The following is an 18483-nucleotide window of genomic DNA, read 5'->3' on the forward strand; positions in this document are numbered from 1 at the left end:
AGATGAGTGATTTCCATATGGTGGTGTGCGTCAAGGCCGTGCCGGGCAGCACCGAGGTCAAGATGGACCCCAAGACCAATACCATCGTGCGCGATGGCAAGCAGGCGGTCATTAATCCCTTTGATGCGAGCGCTTTGGAATGCGCGCTGGCGCTGAAGGACGACTTTATCGGCTTTGGCATGGACGTGCGCGTAACGGTGGTGTCGATGGGCATCCCCGCGACCGAGTCGCTGCTGCGCGACTGCATCGCTCGAGGTGCCGACGACGCGCTGCTGCTGACCGATCGCGCCTTTGCAGGTGCCGATACCCTGGCGACCACCTATGCCCTCAAGTGCGGCATCGAGGCGCTCGACGAGGACTTCGACCTGCTCATCTGCGGCAAGATGGCGGTGGATGGCGATACGGCCCAGATTGGTCCCGAGCTTGCCGGTGCCTTTGAGATTCCCTGCGTGACCGACGTGAGCTGCGTGCAAAGCGCGGGCTTTACGACGTGTGGCTCGCTGGCGCTCGTTCGCGGATGCGATGCCGGCGAGGAGACGGTGTACCCTGAGATGCCGTGCGCGATGACGACTGCCAAGGAGATTGGCCAGTTGCGTATGCCGAGCATTGCCGGTGTTCGCACGGCGGAGGAGGCGGACGTGCGCGTGGTCAGTGCCGCCGACGTGAACGCCGACCCCGCGCGTTGCGGTCTTGCCGGGTCGCCGACACAGGTCGTGCGCTCGTTTGTGCCCGGTCGTGACCAAACGTGCGAGGCCGTTGAGGGAACGGCGTCCGAGCAGGCGGTAAAACTTGCCAAGATTATCGAGGGGATGGCATAGATGAGCGGACTGATTATCGATAGCGAAGCCTGTATCGGCTGCGGTCGCTGCGTTCGTGCCTGTGCCTCGGGCGGCATCGTAGTGGAAGGCGAGCGACCCAACCGATGCGCCCATGTAACCGACGGCTGCATCCTATGCGGTGGGTGTGTCGACGCCTGCCCTGTCAACGCTATCTCGATCGAGCGTGACGAGGCTGCTGGTGCGGTGGACCTTGATGCATATCGAGACATTTGGGTCTTCGTGCAGACCGACGAGCGCGATACGGTGACTCCCGTTGCCTATGAGCTTATGGGCAAGGGGCGCGAGCTTGCCGATGCTCGCGGCTGCCGTCTGGTGGCACTGGTCGGCATGAGCCCCGAGGGCTCGCTCGGGGACCTGGAGCATCTGGTTTGCGCGGGCGCCGACGAAGTCCTGGCCTGTCGCGACGAGCGCCTGCGCCAAAACGATGCGGAGGTCTACGCCCGCTTGATCTGCGATTTGGTAGCCGAACGCAAACCCGAGGCCATCCTATACGGTGCGACCGCTTTTGGTCGCGAACTGGCACCCGGCGTTGCCGTGCGTTTGCAGACGGGCCTTACGGCTGACTGCACCGTACTTTCGATGGATACAGAGACGGGACTGCTGCAACAGACGCGTCCGGCGTTTGGCGGCAACCTGATGGCCACCATCATTTGCCCCAACCACCGTCCGCAGATGGCAACGGTGCGCCCCGGTATCTTTAAGGCTCCCGACTTCGACTACGGCCGCTCTGGCACGATCACCCAGATATCGCTTGCGGATGATGCTAAGGCTCGTGTCGAGATCTCGATTCCCGCCGAGGAGTGGGGACAGCAGCCCTCGATCGCCAATGCCGAGCGCCTGGTCGTGGTGGGTCGCGGCATTGGTTCCAAGAAAAACCTGCCGTTGATGCGAAGGCTCGCCGAGGCTCTGGGAGCCGAGCTTGGCTGCACGCGTCCCGTCGTGGAGGCGGGTTGGCTGGGGTATCGCCATCAGATTGGCCAGACCGGCGTATCGGTTTCGCCCAAGCTTCTCGTGAGTATCGGTGTTTCGGGCGCCATCCAGCATCTCGCCGGCATCGGTGGGGCGGAGTGCATTATCGCCATCAACGAGGACCCGGATGCCCCCATTTTCGGTGCTGCCCAGTACAAGGTTGTTGGGGACGCCGTCGAGGTCGTTGAGGAGCTGCTAGCCCAGCTTGAGCGCTAGGCGCGCGCCAGCCAGTTACGCATCTCGTCCTTTAAGCGGCTCCAGGTTGCCTGCGTGGCGGGGTCGGTAAAGGGCCGCGTAATGCCAAAGGGCGCGTCGAGCAGGCGGTGGATATCGCCCTGTTCGCGCGCCAGCGCGCGGCTTGCTGGATAGACGAGCTCAAACATAAAGCAGATAAGCCCCACCAAGAAGTCAGCGGGCTCATCGCGCTCATCGCGCGTGACGCAGCGGTGCTCGTCAAAGGCGGCCAGCGTCGGTGCCGAGAAGTGGCTGGCGAGAAATGCGTCCTCATCCACCTTAAGGATGGTCTCGACGGTGCTGTCGGCGATGGTGCGCATAATGTCGATCTTGTCACCATCGCGCACGATATCGCAGAAGCTCCGCGTGCGCACGTCGAGCTGCGCGGGTAGGCGGAAATCGCTGTGATAGGCAATGCTCGCTCGGATGAGCTCATCTTCTGCCGGGTCATCGATAAAGTCGCGGATGCTCGTTACGGCGGGTGCATCGGCGGGATTCTCGCCAAAGAGGACCTCGATGCCCAGCGCCGCATGGCTCATGCTCTCGGCGTCCTTAAAGGTGTCCCAGCGTTGCAGCTGCTCAAAGCGGCCCATATCGTGTAGCAGGCCGCAAAGCCATGCCAGGTCAATATCTTCTGACGACCAGCCCTGCTCGCGCGCTACGGCATCGCATGCCTCGGCCACGTGGTACGTATGCTCGATTTTGAGCGCGATACGTGGGTTGGTGGCGTCGTAGGCATCGGTGTAGCTTTTGAAGGCCGCGCGCGCCCGGTCTCGATCGATAGCTGTCATAATGACTTCCTAAAAAGTTGTGTCTTTCGATCCGGTGGCAATTGTAGGTGAACTCGGTTGCTGTCGGATGATGATTCTGCCGTATCGCTACATGCGGCTCGGAGACCTTGTCAGGATGAGAAGCGTATGGTGCTCAAAATCGTTAGAACCGTCTGGCCGGTGATGCTTACCTATGTTGCAATAGGCGCGCCGTGCGGAATGATCATGGGGCAGACGGGAATGGAGCCCTGGATGGTCTTTGCCCTGAGCAGCACGTTTGTGACGGGCAGCGGCCAGTTTATGATCTGCAATCTTTGGCTGGCGGGCGTACCTGCAGCATCGATCGTCGCGAGCGTTGCCGCCATCTCCTCGCGTTTTGCACTTTACTCGGCATCGATCGCGCCGCATCTGAGGGGTGCCTCGAAGCGCCAGACGCTGGCCGTCGCCGCGACACTTACCGAGGAGGCATATGGCATCTCGCTTGCCAAGCTGATTGAGGGGGAGGATTGGGGCCCGCGCGAGTCCTTTGTGCTCAACGTGATCCTCATCGCAACATGGGGCGTTTCGTGTACGATGGGCGCCATCGTCGGCGCCGTTGTCGATGTTCCCACCGCCATTGCAGCCTTTGTCTGCACCTCGCTCTTTATCTGCCTGCTCTTTTCGCAGCGGCTGTCGCGCGGTAACGTTGTCGCGGCGGTTTCGGGCGCGGTGTCCGTCGCCGCATGCAAGTTCTTGGGCCTCGCGAATATTGCCGTGCCGGCAAGCGTCGTGGTCGGCATTGCCATTGCGCTGGCGTGCGATGCTGTATTTGACGGAAGAGGTGCCCGCGATGCCCGTTAACGAGTTCTTGGTTCTGTGGCTGTCGTCGTGGGCTGCTATCGCGTTCTTTCGCATCGCGCCGGCGTTCGCCTTGCGCGGGCGGACCCTGTCGCCCCGTATTACCGAGGCCCTGGGCTATATCCCGCCCGCTGCCTTTGCCGCGCTGGTCGCCAACGACTTGGTGAGCCCCGGCGCGTTCGACGCGGGACTCTGGCCTGCCTTGGTTCCCTGGATTGCGGCCGCCGGCGTCGTGGCGGTGGCAATCAAGACAAAGTCGATGTTGTGGTGCTGCGTTTCGGGCATCGTGTTCTATATCGTTTTGAGCCTCGTATAGGAGCAGGACGCGTTATCGTCCCGGCCTAACGAATCGAATTTCTCACCGAGGCGGTCTGCTTCTTCTGGTACCATGGTCAAACTTTACTGTAGCAAAGCGTGACGTGGGCTTTTGTTCTGCGTCAACGGAAATGGGGGTTTCATGGCACAGGAAGCGACCGCCAACGAGCAAAAGAAATTCAAGGTCCCGCGTATCCCGGGCGACATCATGATCTATCCGATGATCGTCGGCCTTTTGCTCAATACCTTCTGCCCGCAGGTCTTTGAGGTCGGCGGCTTCTTTACGGCTGCCTGCCGCGGTGGCTCCAACACCATCGTTGCCGCGATCTTGCTGTTCGTGGGCGCCGGCATCAGCTTTAAGTCCACGCCGGGCGCCATCAAGACCGGCATCGTCGTGCTGATTCCTAAGCTTGTAGTGGCAGCCGCGCTGGGTCTGGGCGTCGCGTACTTCTTTAACGATAACTTTTTAGGCCTGAGTTCGGTTTCCATCATCGGCGGCATTACGTTTTGCAACATGGCGCTCTATACGGGCATCATGGGCGAGTTCGGCGATGAGTCCGAGCAGGGCGCTGTCGGTATCCTGTTCTTTACGGCCGGCCCCGCCGTCACGATGATCATCCTTGGTGTTTCGGGTCTCGCCAACATCCCCGTCGGCACCATCATCGGATCCATCCTGCCGCTCGTTATCGGCATGGTCCTGGGCAACTTGTTCCCGTTTATCAAGAACCTGCTGGTTCCCGGCGCCAATCCCGCGATCGCTGTAATTGGTTTTCAGCTCGGTGCGTCCATGAGCCTTTCGAGCTTCATCGCCGGTGGTATTTCCGGCATCTTGCTGGGCCTTGTCACGCTGTTTGTCGTCGGTCCCATCACCTTTGCGTTCGAGCGCCTGTGCGGTGGTAACGGCAAGGCTGCCGTGGCTTGTTCCACCATCGCCGGCACGGCTATGACCACGCCGGTTGCTCTCGCCGAGGTCGCTCCGCGCTATGCCGAGCTTGCGCCCACCGCGTATGCGCAGATCGCCACTGCCGTCATCATCACGGCAATCATGGCCCCGATTCTGACCGGCTGGGTCGATAAGAAGTTCTGCCAGAGCAAGGAAGACCTGTCGCCTGCCGGTGTCGAGGCCATCGAAGAGGCTGTCGCGACCGACATCGATGGCGAGTAGCAATCGATATCCATCAATGATTCCGGCGTGCAACTCGCGCCGTTTGAGCGCCCGAACGAGAGCTGTCTTGCAGTGACGTTCGGGCGCTCTGCTATTATTCCCCTTACCCCTGCGGAGTAGGGGGTGTTTGTTGCCCAGATTCGAATTGGGCGATTCTGGCCACTTGGATATTGAAGGGAGGGCGTCTAGTGGTAAAGGCACTCAAGATCGAGATATTCCTGCTGTGCATGATTATTCTTATCGGACTTGCCGTACGAAGCCGTCGCTCCCTGTTCTCGAGCACCCAGCAGCTTTTGTTTAGCATGCTGGGCTACACGTCTGCTGCCTACATTTTCTTCGATATGATCTGGACGCTCTCGGACGGCGTGAGCACTCCTGTAGGCATCACGGCCAACTGGATTTCCAACGCGGTTTCGTTTTCGCTGTTCGCCATCGCGTGCCTCATTTGGTTTTTCTATTCCGAGACGATGCAGGGCTCACGGCTCCTGACCACGCCCTATAGGGTGGTACTTTTAACGTTGCCAACCGCATTGGTGGTCGTTCTGGCATTTACCAGCTACTGGACGCACGCTATGTTCTATATCGATGCGCGGGGCGTATATCGTCGCGGAGCGCTTTATATGATTCAGCCTATCGTTAGCTACTGCTACGTCATATATACGTCCTTGCATGCCTTTATTCAGGCTCGAAAAGTCGAAAGCCTGCAAAAGAAGGCCATTTATCGCACCCTCGCCTTTTTTGCGGTTCCCGCTCTGGTGGGCGGTACCTTTCAGATCGTATACTCGGTGCCTGGCCTTTGTGTCGGCATAATGATTAGCATGTTGCTGCTCTATATCATCTGCCAGGAGCAGCTCATCTCGACCGACCCGTTGACTGGCCTCAACAATCGCAACCGTTTTGAGACCTATATGCTGTCGCTCTTCTCAAATGTGGATCAGGCCGAAGATGTATATCTGCTTATGATGGACGCTGACGGCTTTAAGCAGATTAACGATCGCTATGGACATGTGGAGGGTGACCATGCTCTTCAGGTAATATCCGCTGCGCTCAAAGAGGTCTGCTCGGCGTCTGGTGGCTTTATCGCGCGTTATGGTGGCGATGAGTTCGTGGTGCTCCAAAAGGCAGCGGCGGAACAGGACATCATACGTCTGTGCGCGGCAATCAACGACGAGCTCGCGCGCGCCGAGGTGCCGTATCTGTTGCGGATGTCCATCGGCTACGCACGGGTCGGTGACGGCGTCGATACCTGGCAAGACTTGCTTCGCGCTGCCGACGCGGAGCTCTACCGCGTCAAGGCCGAGAAAAAGAAGGCCGGCGTCCAGATACGCTAGGAAAAGGGTCGCACGCTTGCGTGCGTGGCGGCCCTCAGCTCATCGATGTATTCCATTAAGCTAAAGTGTGCGAACGCCCTCCCTAAAAAGGCGAGCTTGCTAGGCTTTTTTGGGTTTGTTGACGATGATGATGCCGCCGCAGACCAACAACAGGGCAACGATGACGGTAACGGGGCTCGTGCCAGCGCCCTCGCCGAGCAGCAGTGCGCTCAACAGCACGCCAAAGACCGGGTTCATAAAGCCAAAGACCGACACGCGGCTGACGGGGTTGACGGCGAGCAGGCGGGACCACAGCGAGTAGGCGACCGCGGAGATAAGCGCCATGTAGATGATGAGCGCGATGGCGGGGGCGATTTCGGTGGGGGACAACGTGCCGCCCATCAAAAACCCGATGGCGGTAAGGACCACGCCACCGACTAAAAACTGCCAGCCGGCGAGCAAGACGCCGTCATGCTCGCGCGAGAAGATGCCAATGAGGCAGGTCGACAGGGCGCCCGCAACAGTGGAGGCCAAGATAAATCCCTCGCCGTCGAGCGTAAAGCCAAAGGTGCCATCCGCGCCCGAAAGGTTGACGAGCGCGACACCGGCAAAGCCCAGTACGCAGCCGAGCACTTTGGCCGCATCGAGCTTTTCGGTGCGAAACGCCAGGGCGGCAAAGAGGATGGCTAGGAAGTTGGCGCTGGCCTCGATGATGGAGCTCGACATGGCGCTGGCGCGCGAGAGGCCCAGATAGAAAAAGAAGTACTGACCGATGGTCTGAAAGAGCGACAAGATAAAGATGGGCTTGATATCGCGTACCTGTGGGACGAGCGGGCGGCGCTGGGCCGCACTCATACCGGCGATAACCAGGATACCGGCAAGCGTGAAGCGCAAACCTGCAAAGAGCAGTTGCGAGGCGCTATCGTGCGCGGGGATGCCAAAGAGCTCGTAACCGATCTTGATGCAGGGGAAAGCCGACCCCCAGAGCGCACAGCAGACGAGGCAGCCCAGGACGAGTCCGGGCAGGGTGGCGAGATACGGCTTGCGGCTTTCCATGATGTCCTTCCTACATGCGCGAAGTAAAAAAGAACCCGCCACCGGATGTGTCGGTGGCGGGTGTTGTTACCCGAAGGGATTGTACCTGATGGGAAAGGTTTAAGCGAAGTAGGCCACGCCGCTCTCAAAGATCGGCATGAACTTATCGCCGGGGACATGCTCGGGCACGTTACGGTACAGGTTGTCGCCGCGACGCTCGGCATGGCCCATCTTGCCCAGGACGCGGCCGTCGGGGCTCGTGATGCCCTCGATGGCGAGTGCGGAGCCGTTGGGGTTGACGGAGAGATCCATGCTGGGCTTGCCGTTCTCGCCCACGTACTGCGTGGCGACCTGGCCGTTGGCGATCAGCTGGGCGAGCACTTCGTCATTGGCGACAAAGCGGCCCTCGCCGTGGCTGATGGCGACGGTGTAGGGGTCGTCCAGGCTGCACTGCGACAGCCACGGGGACAGGTTGGACGAGATGCGGGTGCGCACCAGGCGGCTCTGATGGCGACCGATGGTGTTGAACGTCAACGTGGGCGCATCGGGCGTGGCATCGACGATGTCGCCGTAGGGCACCAGGCCGAGCTTGATCAGGGCCTGGAAGCCGTTGCAGATGCCCAGCATCAGGCCATCGCGGGCCTTGAGCAGGTCGCGGACTGCCTCGGTGACCTCGGGAGCGCGGAAGAACGCCGTGATGAACTTGGCGGAGCCATCGGGCTCGTCGCCGCCCGAGAAGCCGCCGGGGATCATGACGATCTGGCTCTGGCGAATACGGCGGGCGAGCTCGTGGGTGCTCTCGGCGACGGCCTCGGGCGTGAGGTTGTTGATCACGAAGGTGTCGGCCTCGGCACCGGCGGCACGGAAGGCGCGGGCGCTGTCGTACTCGCAGTTGTTACCGGGGAACACGGGGATGATCACGCGCGGGCGGGCGATCTTGGCGCCGCCGTACACGTGGATATCCTTGGCGCGGAAGTCGATGGTCTCGACCTCGGGGGTCTCGCCGGCGCTGCGGTAGGCGAAGACGCCCTCGATGCCGCTCTCCCAGGCCTCCTGGAGCTTGGCGAGCTCGATGACCTCGGAGCCGGTGTCGATGACATAGCCCTCGACGGTGGTACCCAGGGGCTCGACGACAACGCCGTCGGCGACCTCGGGCAGCTCGGCGTCCTCGGCGAGCTCGACGATAAAGCTGCCGTAGAGCGGGGTGAAGAGGCTCTCTACGTCTACATCCTCGGCAAGCTCGATACCGATCTGGTTACCGACGCACATCTTAAAGAGGCTCTCGGCGCCGCAGCCGTAGCCGGGCGTGGAGATGGCCAGGGCGTTGCCGGTAGCAGTGAGCGCCTCGACGGCGTCAAACGCCGCGAGCAGCTGCTGAGCGTCGGGGCGGTAGTCCTCGCCATAGGTGGCGGGGGCGATGCGGACGACGCGGTGCGTGAGGCCCTTGAACTCGGGCGAGACGGCGCGGGCGGCCTTGCCCACGGCGACAGCGAAGCTGATCAGGGTCGGCGGAACGTTGAGCTCGCCGGTCTCGTCCTCAAACGAGCCGCTCATGGAATCCTTGCCACCGATGGCGCCGGCACCCAGGTCGACTTGGGCCATGAGGGCGCCCAAGACGGCTGCCGTGGGCTTGCCCCAGCGCTCGGCCTCGGTGCGCAGACGCTCGAAGTACTCCTGGAAGGAGAGATAGGCGCGCTTGTGCTCAAAGCCGGCGGCAACGAGCTTGGCAATGGACTCGACCACGGACAGGTAGGCGCCCGCAAACTGGTCGGCCTTCATCAGATAGGGGTTGAAGCCCCATGCCATGGCACTCGCCGTGGTGGTCTCGCCGTCCACGGGGAACTTGGCGACCATGGCCGAGCTGGGGGTGAGCTGCGTCTTGCCGCCAAAGGGCATGAGCACGGTCGCGGCGCCGATGGTGGAGTCGAAGCGCTCGGAAAGACCCTTGTTGGAAGCGACGTTGAGGTCGGTTACAAGCGAGGTCATGCGCTCGGCGAGCGTGGTGCCGGCCCAGCTGGGCTGCCACACGCTACGGGCGCACACGTGGGCGACCTGGTGCTTGGGTGCGCCGTTGGAGTTGAGGAACTCGCGGGACAGGTCGACGATGGCGACGCCGTTCCAAGCCATGCGCATGCGCGGCTCGGCGGTAACCTCGGCGATAACGGTTGCCTCCAGGTTCTCCTCGGCGGCGTAGCCCATGAACTCCTCGACGTCACCGTCGGCGACGGCGCAAGCCATGCGCTCCTGGGACTCGGAAATGGCGAGCTCGGTGCCATCCAGGCCGTCGTACTTCTTGGTCACGGTGTCAAGGTCGACATACAGGCCGTCGGCAAGCTCACCCACGGCGACCGAGACGCCGCCGGCGCCAAAGTCGTTGCAGCGCTTGATCAGACGGCAGGCGTCGCCGCGGCGGAACAGACGCTGCAGCTTGCGCTCGACCGGGGCGTTGCCCTTCTGGACCTCGGCACCCGAGGTCTCGATGGACTCGGTGTTCTGGGTCTTTGAGGAGCCGGTAGCGCCACCGATGCCGTCACGGCCGGTGCGGCCGCCCAGCAGGATGATCTTGTCGGTGGGGGCGGGGCACTCGCGACGAACGTGGTTTGCCGGGGTGGCGCCCACGACGGCGCCAACTTCCATGCGCTTGGCCACGTAACCGGGGTGATAGAGTTCATTAACCTGACCGGTGGCAAGGCCGATCTGGTTGCCGTAGCTGGAGTAGCCGGCGGCAGCGGTGGTCACGAGCTTGCGCTGCGGCAGCTTGCCCTCGAGCGTCTCGGAAACCGGGACGGTGGGGTCACCGGCGCCGGTGACGCGCATGGCCTGGTACACATAGCTGCGGCCCGAGAGCGGGTCGCGGATAGCGCCGCCCACGCAGGTGGCGGCACCGCCGAAGGGCTCGATCTCGGTCGGGTGGTTGTGGGTCTCGTTCTTAAACAGGAACAGCCAGTCCTGGTCCTCGCCGTCGACATCGACCTTCACCTTGACGGTGCAGGCGTTGATCTCCTCGGACTCATCGACATCGGTCATGATGCCGGTCTTCTTAAGATACTTGGCGCCGATGGTGCCCATGTCCATGAGGCAGACGGGCTTGGCGTCGCGGCCGAGTTCGTGGCGCATCTCCATGTAGCGGTCGAAGGCTTGCTGCACCACGGCGTCGTCGATCGTCACGTCGTCCAGGACGGTGCCGAAGGTGGTGTGGCGGCAGTGATCGGACCAGTAAGTGTCGATCACGCGGATCTCGGTGATGGTGGGGTCGCGGTCCTCATCGCGGAAGTACTGCTGGCAGAAGGCGATGTCCGCCTCGTCCATGGCAAGGCCGCGATCGGCGATAAAGGCGGCAAGGCCGGCCTCGTCGAGCTCGCGGAAGCCGTCGAGCACCTCGACGGGCTGGGGCTCGGGGGTCTCCATGTACAGCGTCTCGGGCAGGTCGAGCGAGGCGATGCGCGCCTCGACGGGGTTCACCACGTAGTGCTTGATGGCCTCGATGGCGGCTTCGTCCAGAGCGCCCGAGATGATATAGACCTTGGCGGAGCGCACGGCGGGGCGCTCGCCCTGGCTGATGAGCTGCACGCACTCGCTGGCTGAGTCGGCGCGCTGGTCAAACTGGCCAGGCAGGAATTCGACGGCAAAGACGGCGCCATCGCTTGCGGGGAGCTCGTCGTAGGTCACATCGACCTGGGGCTCGCTAAAGACGGTCGGCACGCAGGAGCGGAAAAGCTCCTCGTCGATGCCCTCGACGTCGTAGCGGTTGATGATCCTCAGGGCCTCGATGCCCTTGATGCCGAGAATTTCGGTCAGCTCGCCCTTGAGCTGCTGAGCCTCGACGTCGAACCCGGGTTTCTTCTCCACGTAGATACGAGAGACCATTGGTTCCTGCCTTCCTGATCGGTTGGGCGTACGGTACGGTATGCGGCAGCGGTCGGTTTGCGGGGTCTGCCCTGCGGTCGCCTTGAGCCACATGTTTGTAAACCTCACTATGATACGACAGCTCGCGGCGCGTTGAGGACGGCGAGGGTGCTACAGTGAAGCGCAAACAAGAGAAAGGCATCACATGGCATTCGTTTCGCTCGCCATCATCGCACTCGTGGCCTTTGCGAGTCCTTTTATCGCCTCGGCGATTCCCGGAAAACCCGTTCCCGAGACGGTCTTTTTGCTCGTGCTCGGCGCGGTGCTGGGACCCCATATGCTCGGCGTCATCCATGTAGATGCTGAGGTCTCGCTTGTGTCCGAGCTGGGCCTGGCCTTCTTGTTCCTGCTTGCCGGCTTTGAGATCGACCCCAAGAGCATCACGGGCGTCGAGGGGCGCTACGGCTTGGCGACGTGGGTCGTCACGTTTGGTATCGCCTGGCTTGCCGTGCGCTTTACCCCGTGGTTCTCAGTCAGTCATTTCGACGGTATCGCCGTGACGCTTGCCCTCACTTCGACGGCGCTCGGCACGCTCGTGCCCATCATGCGTGAGCGCTCGCTCACTGGCACGCGTGTGGGCGACTCGATTCTCGCGTATGGCACCTGGGGTGAGCTCGGCCCTGTGCTCGCCATGTCGGTGCTGCTGTCTGCCCGCACTGGCATCCAAACGCTCGTAATCCTTGGCTTGTTTGCGGTGGTTTGCGTGTTGCTGGCTGTGGTCCCAAGCCGCTCCAAGCGTGTCGGCAGCCGCTTCTTTGCGTTTGTCGAGGAACGCGCCGATACCACGTCGCAGACCTTCGTGCGCCTGACGGTGCTCATCCTGGTCACACTCGTGGCGTTCTCGGCCGTCTTTGATCTCGACATCGTGTTGGGTTCTTTTGCCGCCGGCTTTGTCTTGCGCTATATCATCCCCGAGGGCAACCATACGCTCGAGACCAAGCTCGATGGCCTGGCCTACGGCTTTTTGATTCCGGTATTCTTTACCGTATCGGGCGCAAAGATCGATCTGACGGCCGTGGCGTCGCGCCCGGGTCTGCTCGTGGGCTTTATCGTGGCGTTGTTGATTATTCGTGCCGTGCCCATTCTTATTTCTATGAGCATTTGTCCTGCGACGCGCGATGTGTCGGCGTATGGTCGCATTACCGTGGCCCTGTACTGCACCACGGCCCTGCCGATCATCGTTGCCGTGACAAGCGTTGCCGTCAACGCGGGCGCGCTGTCGCAAGATATTGCGTCGGTCATGGTTGCTGCCGGTGCCATCACGGTGTTCTTGATGCCGTTGCTCGCGCAGCTCTTCTACCTCGTGGTCGACGCCGCGCCGGTCGCCGCCGTGGCAGAAGTTGCCGAGCATCCATCCGATGCGCTCGACATCCTGCGCGCCCATCACGATTTGGCGAGCCTGCTCGCACGTGAGCACGAGCTGCTGACTTCGCATGGCCATGGTCGCGTATTCGAGGGCTTGCCTACGCTCGATACGATTGCCGAGCGTCTTTCCGCCGAGGCGGCGAGCGGCCACATCGATGCCCGCATCGTGGACGCGGCGCATCTTCTTGCCGATAAGACCTATGGTGATGAGGTCGACCCGTCCGAGCTGACCCCGCGCGAGCGTCGCCGCCTGGAGCGCGCCAAGCTCGCCGTGCGCGAATACCGCCGCCGCATGCTGGAGCTCTATGCAAGAGAAGAAGCCGAGGACGACGACGGCAAGTAGCCGACACCGCCGCGGAAAATGCATCCCGGAATTGGCGTCCAGAGTGGGATGCGCTTTCCGCGAGAAGCCCGTTGCGGAAAGCGTGTCCCAGAATGCGCGCCCAGAATGGGACATAGTTTCCGAAAGAAGGCCCTGAGGGAAACTGCGCCCCGTTCTGAGCTGAAATACCGGGACGCAGCTTCCCCTGCAAGCAGAACAAGGCGCGCTGCCTGCGGTTGATGCAGACAGCGCGCCTTTTGCGTTGGGCCTCGTTGAGGTTCGAAGTCGTGGTTTGCGACCTTTAGGAGCGGGCGGCTCCGTCGACGGGGAGCACGGCGCCCGTGACGTAGGAGGACATGTCGCTCGCCAGGAAAACAAAGGCGTTGGCGACATCCTCGGGCTCGCCCATGCGACCCAGCGGAATGGTGGCGATGATGGGCTTAATAACCTCTTCGGGCAGGTTGGCGACCATATCGGTCTTGGTTACGCCAGGCGCGACGGCGTTGACGCGGATGCCCATGGGGGCGAGCTCGCGCGAGAGCGACTGGACCATACCGTTGACGGCAAACTTGGACGTGGGATAGCCAACGCCGGAGGGCTGACCGTACTTGGCGACCATCGAACTCGTGGTGGTGATGGTGCCGCCATGACCTGCCTCGGTCATGATCTTGGCGGCTGCCTGGTGGCCATTAAAGACGGCGACGACGTTGAGGTCCATGACTTTGGCGAACTCCTCGGCCGTGTAGTCCAAGAGGGGTGAACGCTGGGAGATACCGGCATTGTTGACGACCGTGTCCAAGCCGCCCATGTCGGCTGCAGCCTGGGTAAAGGCCTCAGTCACGGCTTCGAGTGAGGTGAGGTCGCAGGAGCGGCCCCAGACCTTGGCGTCGGGATAGGCGGCTGTCAGCTTCTCAACGGCCGCATCGGCGGTCTCTTGACGCGAGCCAAAGACGGTGACGGCGGCACCCTCCTCGATAAAACGGCAGGCGATGGCATAGCCGATGCCGCGCGTGCCTCCGGTGATGATTGCTTTCTTGCCCTCGAGCAACATGGTGCCTCCATTCTTCGGGGGTGGACGTACGCAGCACAGGATAGCGGCGGACAAAAACAAACATGCCTGCTTATCGGTGAGCGGTATCCCTGGTTGACACCGAACGGTCAAGTTGTTCAAACGCTGGCCGCGGCAATGCGCTCCGAGCGCGCAAGCAAAGGGGGCTCCCGTCCAAGACCGGACGGGAGCCCCTCAAATATATGTCGTATGGCGAGAACCGAACTAGTTGGCCATGATGCCTTCGGTCCAAGCCTCAACGTCCTCGATGCGCAGGACGTTGGCGACCTCGGCCACGCAGTCGACGCTGGTAAGCTCGGCGGCGGCAGCCTGGACGTCCTTCTCGAGCGCGCGGTGCGTCAGGAAGATGACCGAGCAGGTATCGCTGGCGCCCGACTTGCCGTCTTCGACCTGGTTGATGAGCGAGATCGAGATGTTGTGCTTGGCAAAGATGTCGACCGTCTCGGACAGGGCGCCCACGCGGTCGGCGACCTTCAGGCGCACATAGTACTTGGTCTGGAGCTCGTCCATGGGCTTAAAGGCGAGGTTGTGGCCATAGGGCTCAATCTCGGGCAGCGGAGCCACGCCGCGGCTGATCTGCTCGGAGAGCGACAGGATGTCGCCCACGACGGCACTCGCGGTGGGGAAGGAGCCTGCGCCCGCACCGTAGAACATGGTCTCGCCCACGGCGTCGCCTACCACGTAGACAGCGTTCATGGCGCCGTTGACCTTGGCGAGCATGTGATCGGCGGGGATCAGCGTGGGATGCACGCGGACGTCGACGCCGGCGTCGGTGTTGCGGGCGATGCCGAGCAGCTTAATGGTGTAGCCGAGCTCGCGAGCCTGGGCGATATCCTCGGCGCCGATGGTGCGAATACCCTGCTGGTATACGTCGTCGGTGGTCACGCGGGTGCCAAAGCCGATGGAGGCGAGGATGGCCGTCTTACTGGCGGCGTCGAAGCCGTCGACGTCGGCGGACGGGTCGGCCTCGGCGTAGCCCTTGGCCTGCGCGTCGGCAAGCACGTCGGCATAGTCGGCGCCCTCGGCGTCCATGCGCGACAGGATGTAGTTGGTGGTGCCGTTGAGGATGCCGGCGATGGTCAGGATCTTGTTGCCCACCAGGTCGTGCTCGAGCGTGCTGACAATGGGGATGCCACCGCCGCAGCTGGCCTCGCACTTAATCTGCACGCCGCACGCGCGCGCCTTCTCGGCGAGCGTCTCGACATGACGGCCCAGCAGGGCCTTGTTGGCAGAGACGACATGCTTGCCGTTCTCGAAGGCGGTGGTGAAGATTTCGGTCGCGGGGTGCTCGCCGCCGATGAGCTCGACGACGATATCGACGGCGGGGTCGGTGACGACGTCGTGCCAGTCGCTCGTAAAGGCCTCGCGCTCAATACCGGCGGCTTCGGCCTGCTCCCAGGCAAGCGCGCAGGCGCGGGTCAGCTTAAGGTCGATGCCGTAGGCTGCCAGGTACTCATCGTGGTGGCTCTTGATCAGACGGGCCACGCCGCCGCCGACGGTTCCCAGACCGATGAGGCCGACGTTCACGGTGCGCAGGGGTTCGCTCATAGATAGCTCCTTCGTGCATCTTATGGATGGATTAACCGCTTAAAGGTTGAGTGCATTCTAGCGTGAACCGAGGGCGCGTGCTCGCCAGGCAACAGGAGTCGCACAAAACGGCACCCCCGAAACGCTGCGGAAACATTGGAAACATGCTCGCTACAAACGAACTTCCGTAACAAACTGTCAACGTTTGCGCCATAAGGTTTGCCCTGTGCTACTGGGGCATGCAGGCGCTCGTCGGCGTGGAATGACGAGGGCCAGGTCGAAAAGCCCGCTACGGCTTATGTGATCCAGGACGGCAAGTACATCGCCGCCTAGGTGCGCACAAAACGCGAGCGGTGAGGCCATTTTAATCAGGGCAAGGACGCCTGTAACAGAACAGAAACATTACTTTCACACAATAAAGTGGCTAAACCGCATAAACCTATAAAAATACGCATAAATATGGATAAATGGACAAAACAAAAGAAAAGTTGAAATAATCGCCACTTTCCTTAACTAAAGCGTCTAGTATTTTGCGAACGCCGAACACGGCGAAGGATGGCCTGTCGGGTAACCGAAACCCGACGAGATTTGAGAGGAGAGCCGCATGTCGAGCCTCACCGGTAAGTCATTGAACCCTGTTATGAATCGCAGGAGCGTTATCGCGAGCGCAGCAGGTCTGGGGGCGATGTCCATTCTAGCTGGCTGCTCCTCCAACGGCGGCGACAGCGGTTCCGCTTCGAGCGACGCTTCGTTTAAGATCGGCACCATCGGCCCGCTGACCGGCGCCAACGCGTCCTACGGCAAGTCCGTTACCCAGGGTGTCGAGCTTGGCTGCAAGGATTTTTCGACCAAGGAGCTGCCGCTTGCCAGCAAGGCCGAGGATGACCAGGCCGATGGCGAGAAGGCCGTCAACGCCTTCAACACCCTGCTCGACTGGGGCATGCAGGCCCTCGTCGGCCCGACTACCACGGGTGCGTCGGTTGCCGTTGCCGCAGAGTGTGGTAACGACCCCAAGACGTTCATGATCACCCCGTCCGCGTCCTCCGAGGACGTCACCGACGGCAAGGATTGCGTCTTCCAGGTTTGCTTCACCGACCCCAACCAGGGTGTCAACGCTGCCAAGTTCCTGGCGCAGAAGTATGCGGACGAGAAGTTCGTGCTGTTCTATAACTCCGGCGACGCCTATTCTTCGGGCATCGCAGATTCCTTTAAGGCCCAGGCCGCTGAGTCCAAGCTCGAGATTGTTGACGAGGAGACCTTTAAGGACGACTCCGCCACGAGCTTTACCAACCAGCTGACCAAGGCCAAGCAGGCCGGCGCCACCATGATTTTTGCGCCGATCTACTATACGCCGGCGTCCGTCCTGCTCAAGAACGCCAAGGACATGGGCTACGATGTCAAGATGATGGGCTGCGACGGCATGGACGGTATCCTGGGCGTTGAGGGCTTCGATACCTCTCTTGCTGAGGGTCTGCTGCTCATGACCCCGTTCTCCGCCGACGACGAGAAGAACGCCGACTTCGTTAACGCTTACAAGGATAAGTACGGCGATACCCCCGACCAGTTTGCCGCCGACGCCTACGACGGCGTGCACGCGGTGGCCGAGGCCGTCAAGGAGGCCGGTCTTGGTGTCGACGCCGACCCGACCGAGGTCGCCGAGAAGCTGTCCAAGGCTATGCTCAAGATTACCGTTGACGGTCTGACCGGCAAGCTCACCTGGAACGATAAGGGCCAGGTTCAGAAGGAGCCCACGGCGTACGTCATCACCGACGGCAAGTACGTACAGGCCTAATTGGCCGCCTTACATAGAGCGGTTTTGATCCCAAGCAGGGGAGGTTTTGGCCTTCCCTGCTTGCTTGGTATCTAGGGACGATGTAACGTCCCTGTTTCATACATCAACTGGAAACCTATTCGAAAGGGGGATGTGGAACATGACGGTCTTTATCCAATACCTGGTCAACGGCCTGTCCATGGGCAGCGTCTACGCCATCATCGCGTTGGGCTACACCATGGTCTACGGTATCGCCAAGATGCTGAACTTCGCTCACGGCGACGTCATCATGGTCGGTGCCTATGTCTCGTTCTGCGCCACGTCGTATCTCGGCCTCCCGGGCTGGGTATCTGTAATTCTTTCTTGTGTGGTCTGCACGGTTCTCGGCGTTCTCATCGAGGGTCTGGCCTATAAGCCGCTGCGCCAAGCAGGCCCGCTGGCCGTTCTGATCACGGCTATCGGCGTGTCTTACTTCCTGCAGAACGCCGCGCAGCTTCTGTGGGGCGCCACGCCCAAGAACTTCACTTCGCTCGTCACCTTCCAGGTGCCGGAGTTCTTGGCCAAGTTCAACGTAAGCGCCGTCTCGCTCGTCACCATCGTCGCCTGCCTGGTTATCATGGCCGGCCTGATGTTCTTTACAGGTAAAACCAAGATGGGCAAGGCCATGCGCGCCGTGTCCGAGGACAAGGCCGCCGCTCAGCTCATGGGCATCAACGTCAACCGCACCATCTCGATGACGTTTGCCATCGGCTCGGCGCTTGCCGCCATCGCCGGCGTGCTCCTGTGCTCCTACTCGCCGGTGCTGCAGCCCACGACGGGTGCCATGCCTGGCATCAAGGCCTTCGACGCCGCCGTCTTCGGCGGCATCGGCTCCATCCCCGGTGCCTTTGTCGGTGGCATTCTCATCGGCATCATCGAGGCGATGGCGCAGGCTTACATTTCCACGAGCCTTGCCAACTCCATCGTCTTTGGTGTTTTGATCATCGTCCTGCTCGTCAAGCCTGCCGGCCTCTTGGGCAAGTACGTCCCCGAGAAGGTGTAGGTGAGCG

14 protein-coding genes are annotated in these 18483 nt (G+C 61.6%); 9 read left to right on the plus strand and 5 right to left on the minus strand.

Going from position 1 to position 18483, the window contains the following annotated elements:
- Positions 1-2 precede the first annotated feature (2 nt).
- Together ARB25_RS07745 and ARB25_RS07750 are read left to right on the plus strand one after the other, a co-directional pair.
- A complete protein-coding gene (locus ARB25_RS07745; RefSeq protein ID WP_055287154.1) occupies positions 3-818 on the plus strand; it encodes an electron transfer flavoprotein subunit beta/FixA family protein in 816 nt (271 codons plus the stop codon).
- Positions 819-2024, plus strand: coding sequence for an electron transfer flavoprotein subunit alpha (locus ARB25_RS07750; protein ID WP_055287156.1), 1206 nt, complete (start codon positions 819-821; stop codon positions 2022-2024).
- Here the strand turns inward: ARB25_RS07750 and ARB25_RS07755 are convergent.
- Positions 2021-2833: an HD domain-containing protein gene (locus ARB25_RS07755; RefSeq protein ID WP_055287158.1), complete on the minus strand. Its 813-nt coding sequence runs from the start codon at positions 2831-2833 to the stop codon at positions 2021-2023. The two genes, ARB25_RS07750 and ARB25_RS07755, sit on opposite strands and share 4 nt — an antisense overlap.
- A gap of 162 nt (positions 2834-2995) precedes the next feature.
- Between ARB25_RS07755 and ARB25_RS07760 the strand changes: the two genes are divergently transcribed.
- The 4 genes from ARB25_RS07760 to ARB25_RS07775 all read left to right on the plus strand — a co-directional run bounded on the left by ARB25_RS07760 (position 2996) and on the right by ARB25_RS07775 (position 6460).
- Positions 2996-3652: an AzlC family ABC transporter permease gene (locus ARB25_RS07760; RefSeq protein ID WP_267473357.1), complete on the plus strand. Its 657-nt coding sequence runs from the start codon at positions 2996-2998 to the stop codon at positions 3650-3652.
- Entirely contained in the window at positions 3642-3965 is a 324-nt protein-coding gene (locus tag ARB25_RS07765) for an AzlD domain-containing protein (RefSeq protein ID WP_055287162.1), read from the plus strand. Before ARB25_RS07760 ends, ARB25_RS07765 begins: the two co-directional genes overlap by 11 nt.
- A 141-nt stretch (positions 3966-4106) precedes the next feature.
- Positions 4107-5129 (plus strand): 2-keto-3-deoxygluconate permease, encoded by a 1023-nt coding sequence (locus ARB25_RS07770; RefSeq protein ID WP_055287164.1) that lies wholly within the window; start codon positions 4107-4109, stop codon positions 5127-5129.
- A gap of 188 nt (positions 5130-5317) precedes the next feature.
- Positions 5318-6460 carry a GGDEF domain-containing protein gene (locus tag ARB25_RS07775; protein WP_055287166.1) on the plus strand — a complete coding sequence of 381 codons (1143 nt, stop codon included), beginning with the start codon at positions 5318-5320 and terminating at the stop codon, positions 6458-6460.
- A 99-nt stretch (positions 6461-6559) separates the two neighbouring features.
- Here the strand turns inward: ARB25_RS07775 and ARB25_RS07780 are convergent, their stop codons facing one another.
- Positions 6560-7495, minus strand: a complete 936-nt coding sequence (locus tag ARB25_RS07780; RefSeq protein WP_055287167.1) for a DMT family transporter — start codon at positions 7493-7495, stop codon at positions 6560-6562.
- 99 nt (positions 7496-7594) lie between these two features.
- On the minus strand, positions 7595-11341 hold the full coding sequence (locus ARB25_RS07785; RefSeq protein ID WP_055287169.1) for a phosphoribosylformylglycinamidine synthase: 3747 nt from the start codon (positions 11339-11341) through the stop codon (positions 7595-7597).
- A 184-nt stretch (positions 11342-11525) separates the two neighbouring features.
- Between ARB25_RS07785 and ARB25_RS07790 the strand changes: the two genes are divergently transcribed.
- Entirely contained in the window at positions 11526-13088 is a 1563-nt protein-coding gene (locus ARB25_RS07790) for a cation:proton antiporter domain-containing protein (RefSeq protein WP_055287171.1), read from the plus strand.
- Positions 13089-13368: 280 nt separating this feature from the next.
- Here ARB25_RS07790 and ARB25_RS07795 read toward each other — a convergent pair whose 3' ends face one another.
- Positions 13369-14118, minus strand: coding sequence for an SDR family NAD(P)-dependent oxidoreductase (locus tag ARB25_RS07795; RefSeq protein WP_055287173.1), 750 nt, complete (start codon positions 14116-14118; stop codon positions 13369-13371).
- A 222-nt stretch (positions 14119-14340) separates the two neighbouring features.
- Positions 14341-15684: a homoserine dehydrogenase gene (locus tag ARB25_RS07800; RefSeq protein ID WP_055287175.1), complete on the minus strand. Its 1344-nt coding sequence runs from the start codon at positions 15682-15684 to the stop codon at positions 14341-14343.
- Between the two features lie 583 nt (positions 15685-16267).
- On the opposite strand from ARB25_RS07800, the gene ARB25_RS07805 reads away from it, so the two are divergent.
- Positions 16268-17455 (plus strand): ABC transporter substrate-binding protein, encoded by a 1188-nt coding sequence (locus ARB25_RS07805; protein ID WP_006234442.1) that lies wholly within the window; start codon positions 16268-16270, stop codon positions 17453-17455.
- A gap of 139 nt (positions 17456-17594) precedes the next feature.
- A complete protein-coding gene (locus ARB25_RS07810) occupies positions 17595-18476 on the plus strand; it encodes a branched-chain amino acid ABC transporter permease (RefSeq protein WP_035137220.1) in 882 nt (293 codons plus the stop codon).
- Positions 18477-18483: the final 7 nt, after the last annotated feature.

It is taken from the genome of Collinsella aerofaciens (genome assembly GCF_001405375.1).
GTDB classification, from domain to species: Bacteria; Actinomycetota; Coriobacteriia; order Coriobacteriales; family Coriobacteriaceae; genus Collinsella; species Collinsella aerofaciens_F.

What these genes read in the sequence shown, in the direction of transcription:
- ARB25_RS07745 (WP_055287154.1), top strand. Translation starts at nt 3, where the DNA reads ATGAGTGATTTCCATATGGTGGTGTGCGTCAAGGCCGTGCCGGGCAGC.
- ARB25_RS07750 (WP_055287156.1), top strand. Translation starts at nt 819, where the DNA reads ATGAGCGGACTGATTATCGATAGCGAAGCCTGTATCGGCTGCGGTCGC.
- ARB25_RS07755 (WP_055287158.1), bottom strand. Translation starts at nt 2,833, where the DNA reads ATGACAGCTATCGATCGAGACCGGGCGCGCGCGGCCTTCAAAAGCTAC.
- ARB25_RS07760 (WP_267473357.1), top strand. Translation starts at nt 2,996, where the DNA reads ATGCTTACCTATGTTGCAATAGGCGCGCCGTGCGGAATGATCATGGGG.
- ARB25_RS07765 (WP_055287162.1), top strand. Translation starts at nt 3,642, where the DNA reads ATGCCCGTTAACGAGTTCTTGGTTCTGTGGCTGTCGTCGTGGGCTGCT.
- ARB25_RS07770 (WP_055287164.1), top strand. Translation starts at nt 4,107, where the DNA reads ATGGCACAGGAAGCGACCGCCAACGAGCAAAAGAAATTCAAGGTCCCG.
- ARB25_RS07780 (WP_055287167.1), bottom strand. Translation starts at nt 7,495, where the DNA reads ATGGAAAGCCGCAAGCCGTATCTCGCCACCCTGCCCGGACTCGTCCTG.
- ARB25_RS07785 (WP_055287169.1), bottom strand. Translation starts at nt 11,341, where the DNA reads ATGGTCTCTCGTATCTACGTGGAGAAGAAACCCGGGTTCGACGTCGAG.
- ARB25_RS07790 (WP_055287171.1), top strand. Translation starts at nt 11,526, where the DNA reads ATGGCATTCGTTTCGCTCGCCATCATCGCACTCGTGGCCTTTGCGAGT.
- ARB25_RS07795 (WP_055287173.1), bottom strand. Translation starts at nt 14,118, where the DNA reads ATGTTGCTCGAGGGCAAGAAAGCAATCATCACCGGAGGCACGCGCGGC.
- ARB25_RS07800 (WP_055287175.1), bottom strand. Translation starts at nt 15,684, where the DNA reads ATGAGCGAACCCCTGCGCACCGTGAACGTCGGCCTCATCGGTCTGGGA.
- ARB25_RS07805 (WP_006234442.1), top strand. Translation starts at nt 16,268, where the DNA reads ATGTCGAGCCTCACCGGTAAGTCATTGAACCCTGTTATGAATCGCAGG.
- ARB25_RS07810 (WP_035137220.1), top strand. Translation starts at nt 17,595, where the DNA reads ATGACGGTCTTTATCCAATACCTGGTCAACGGCCTGTCCATGGGCAGC.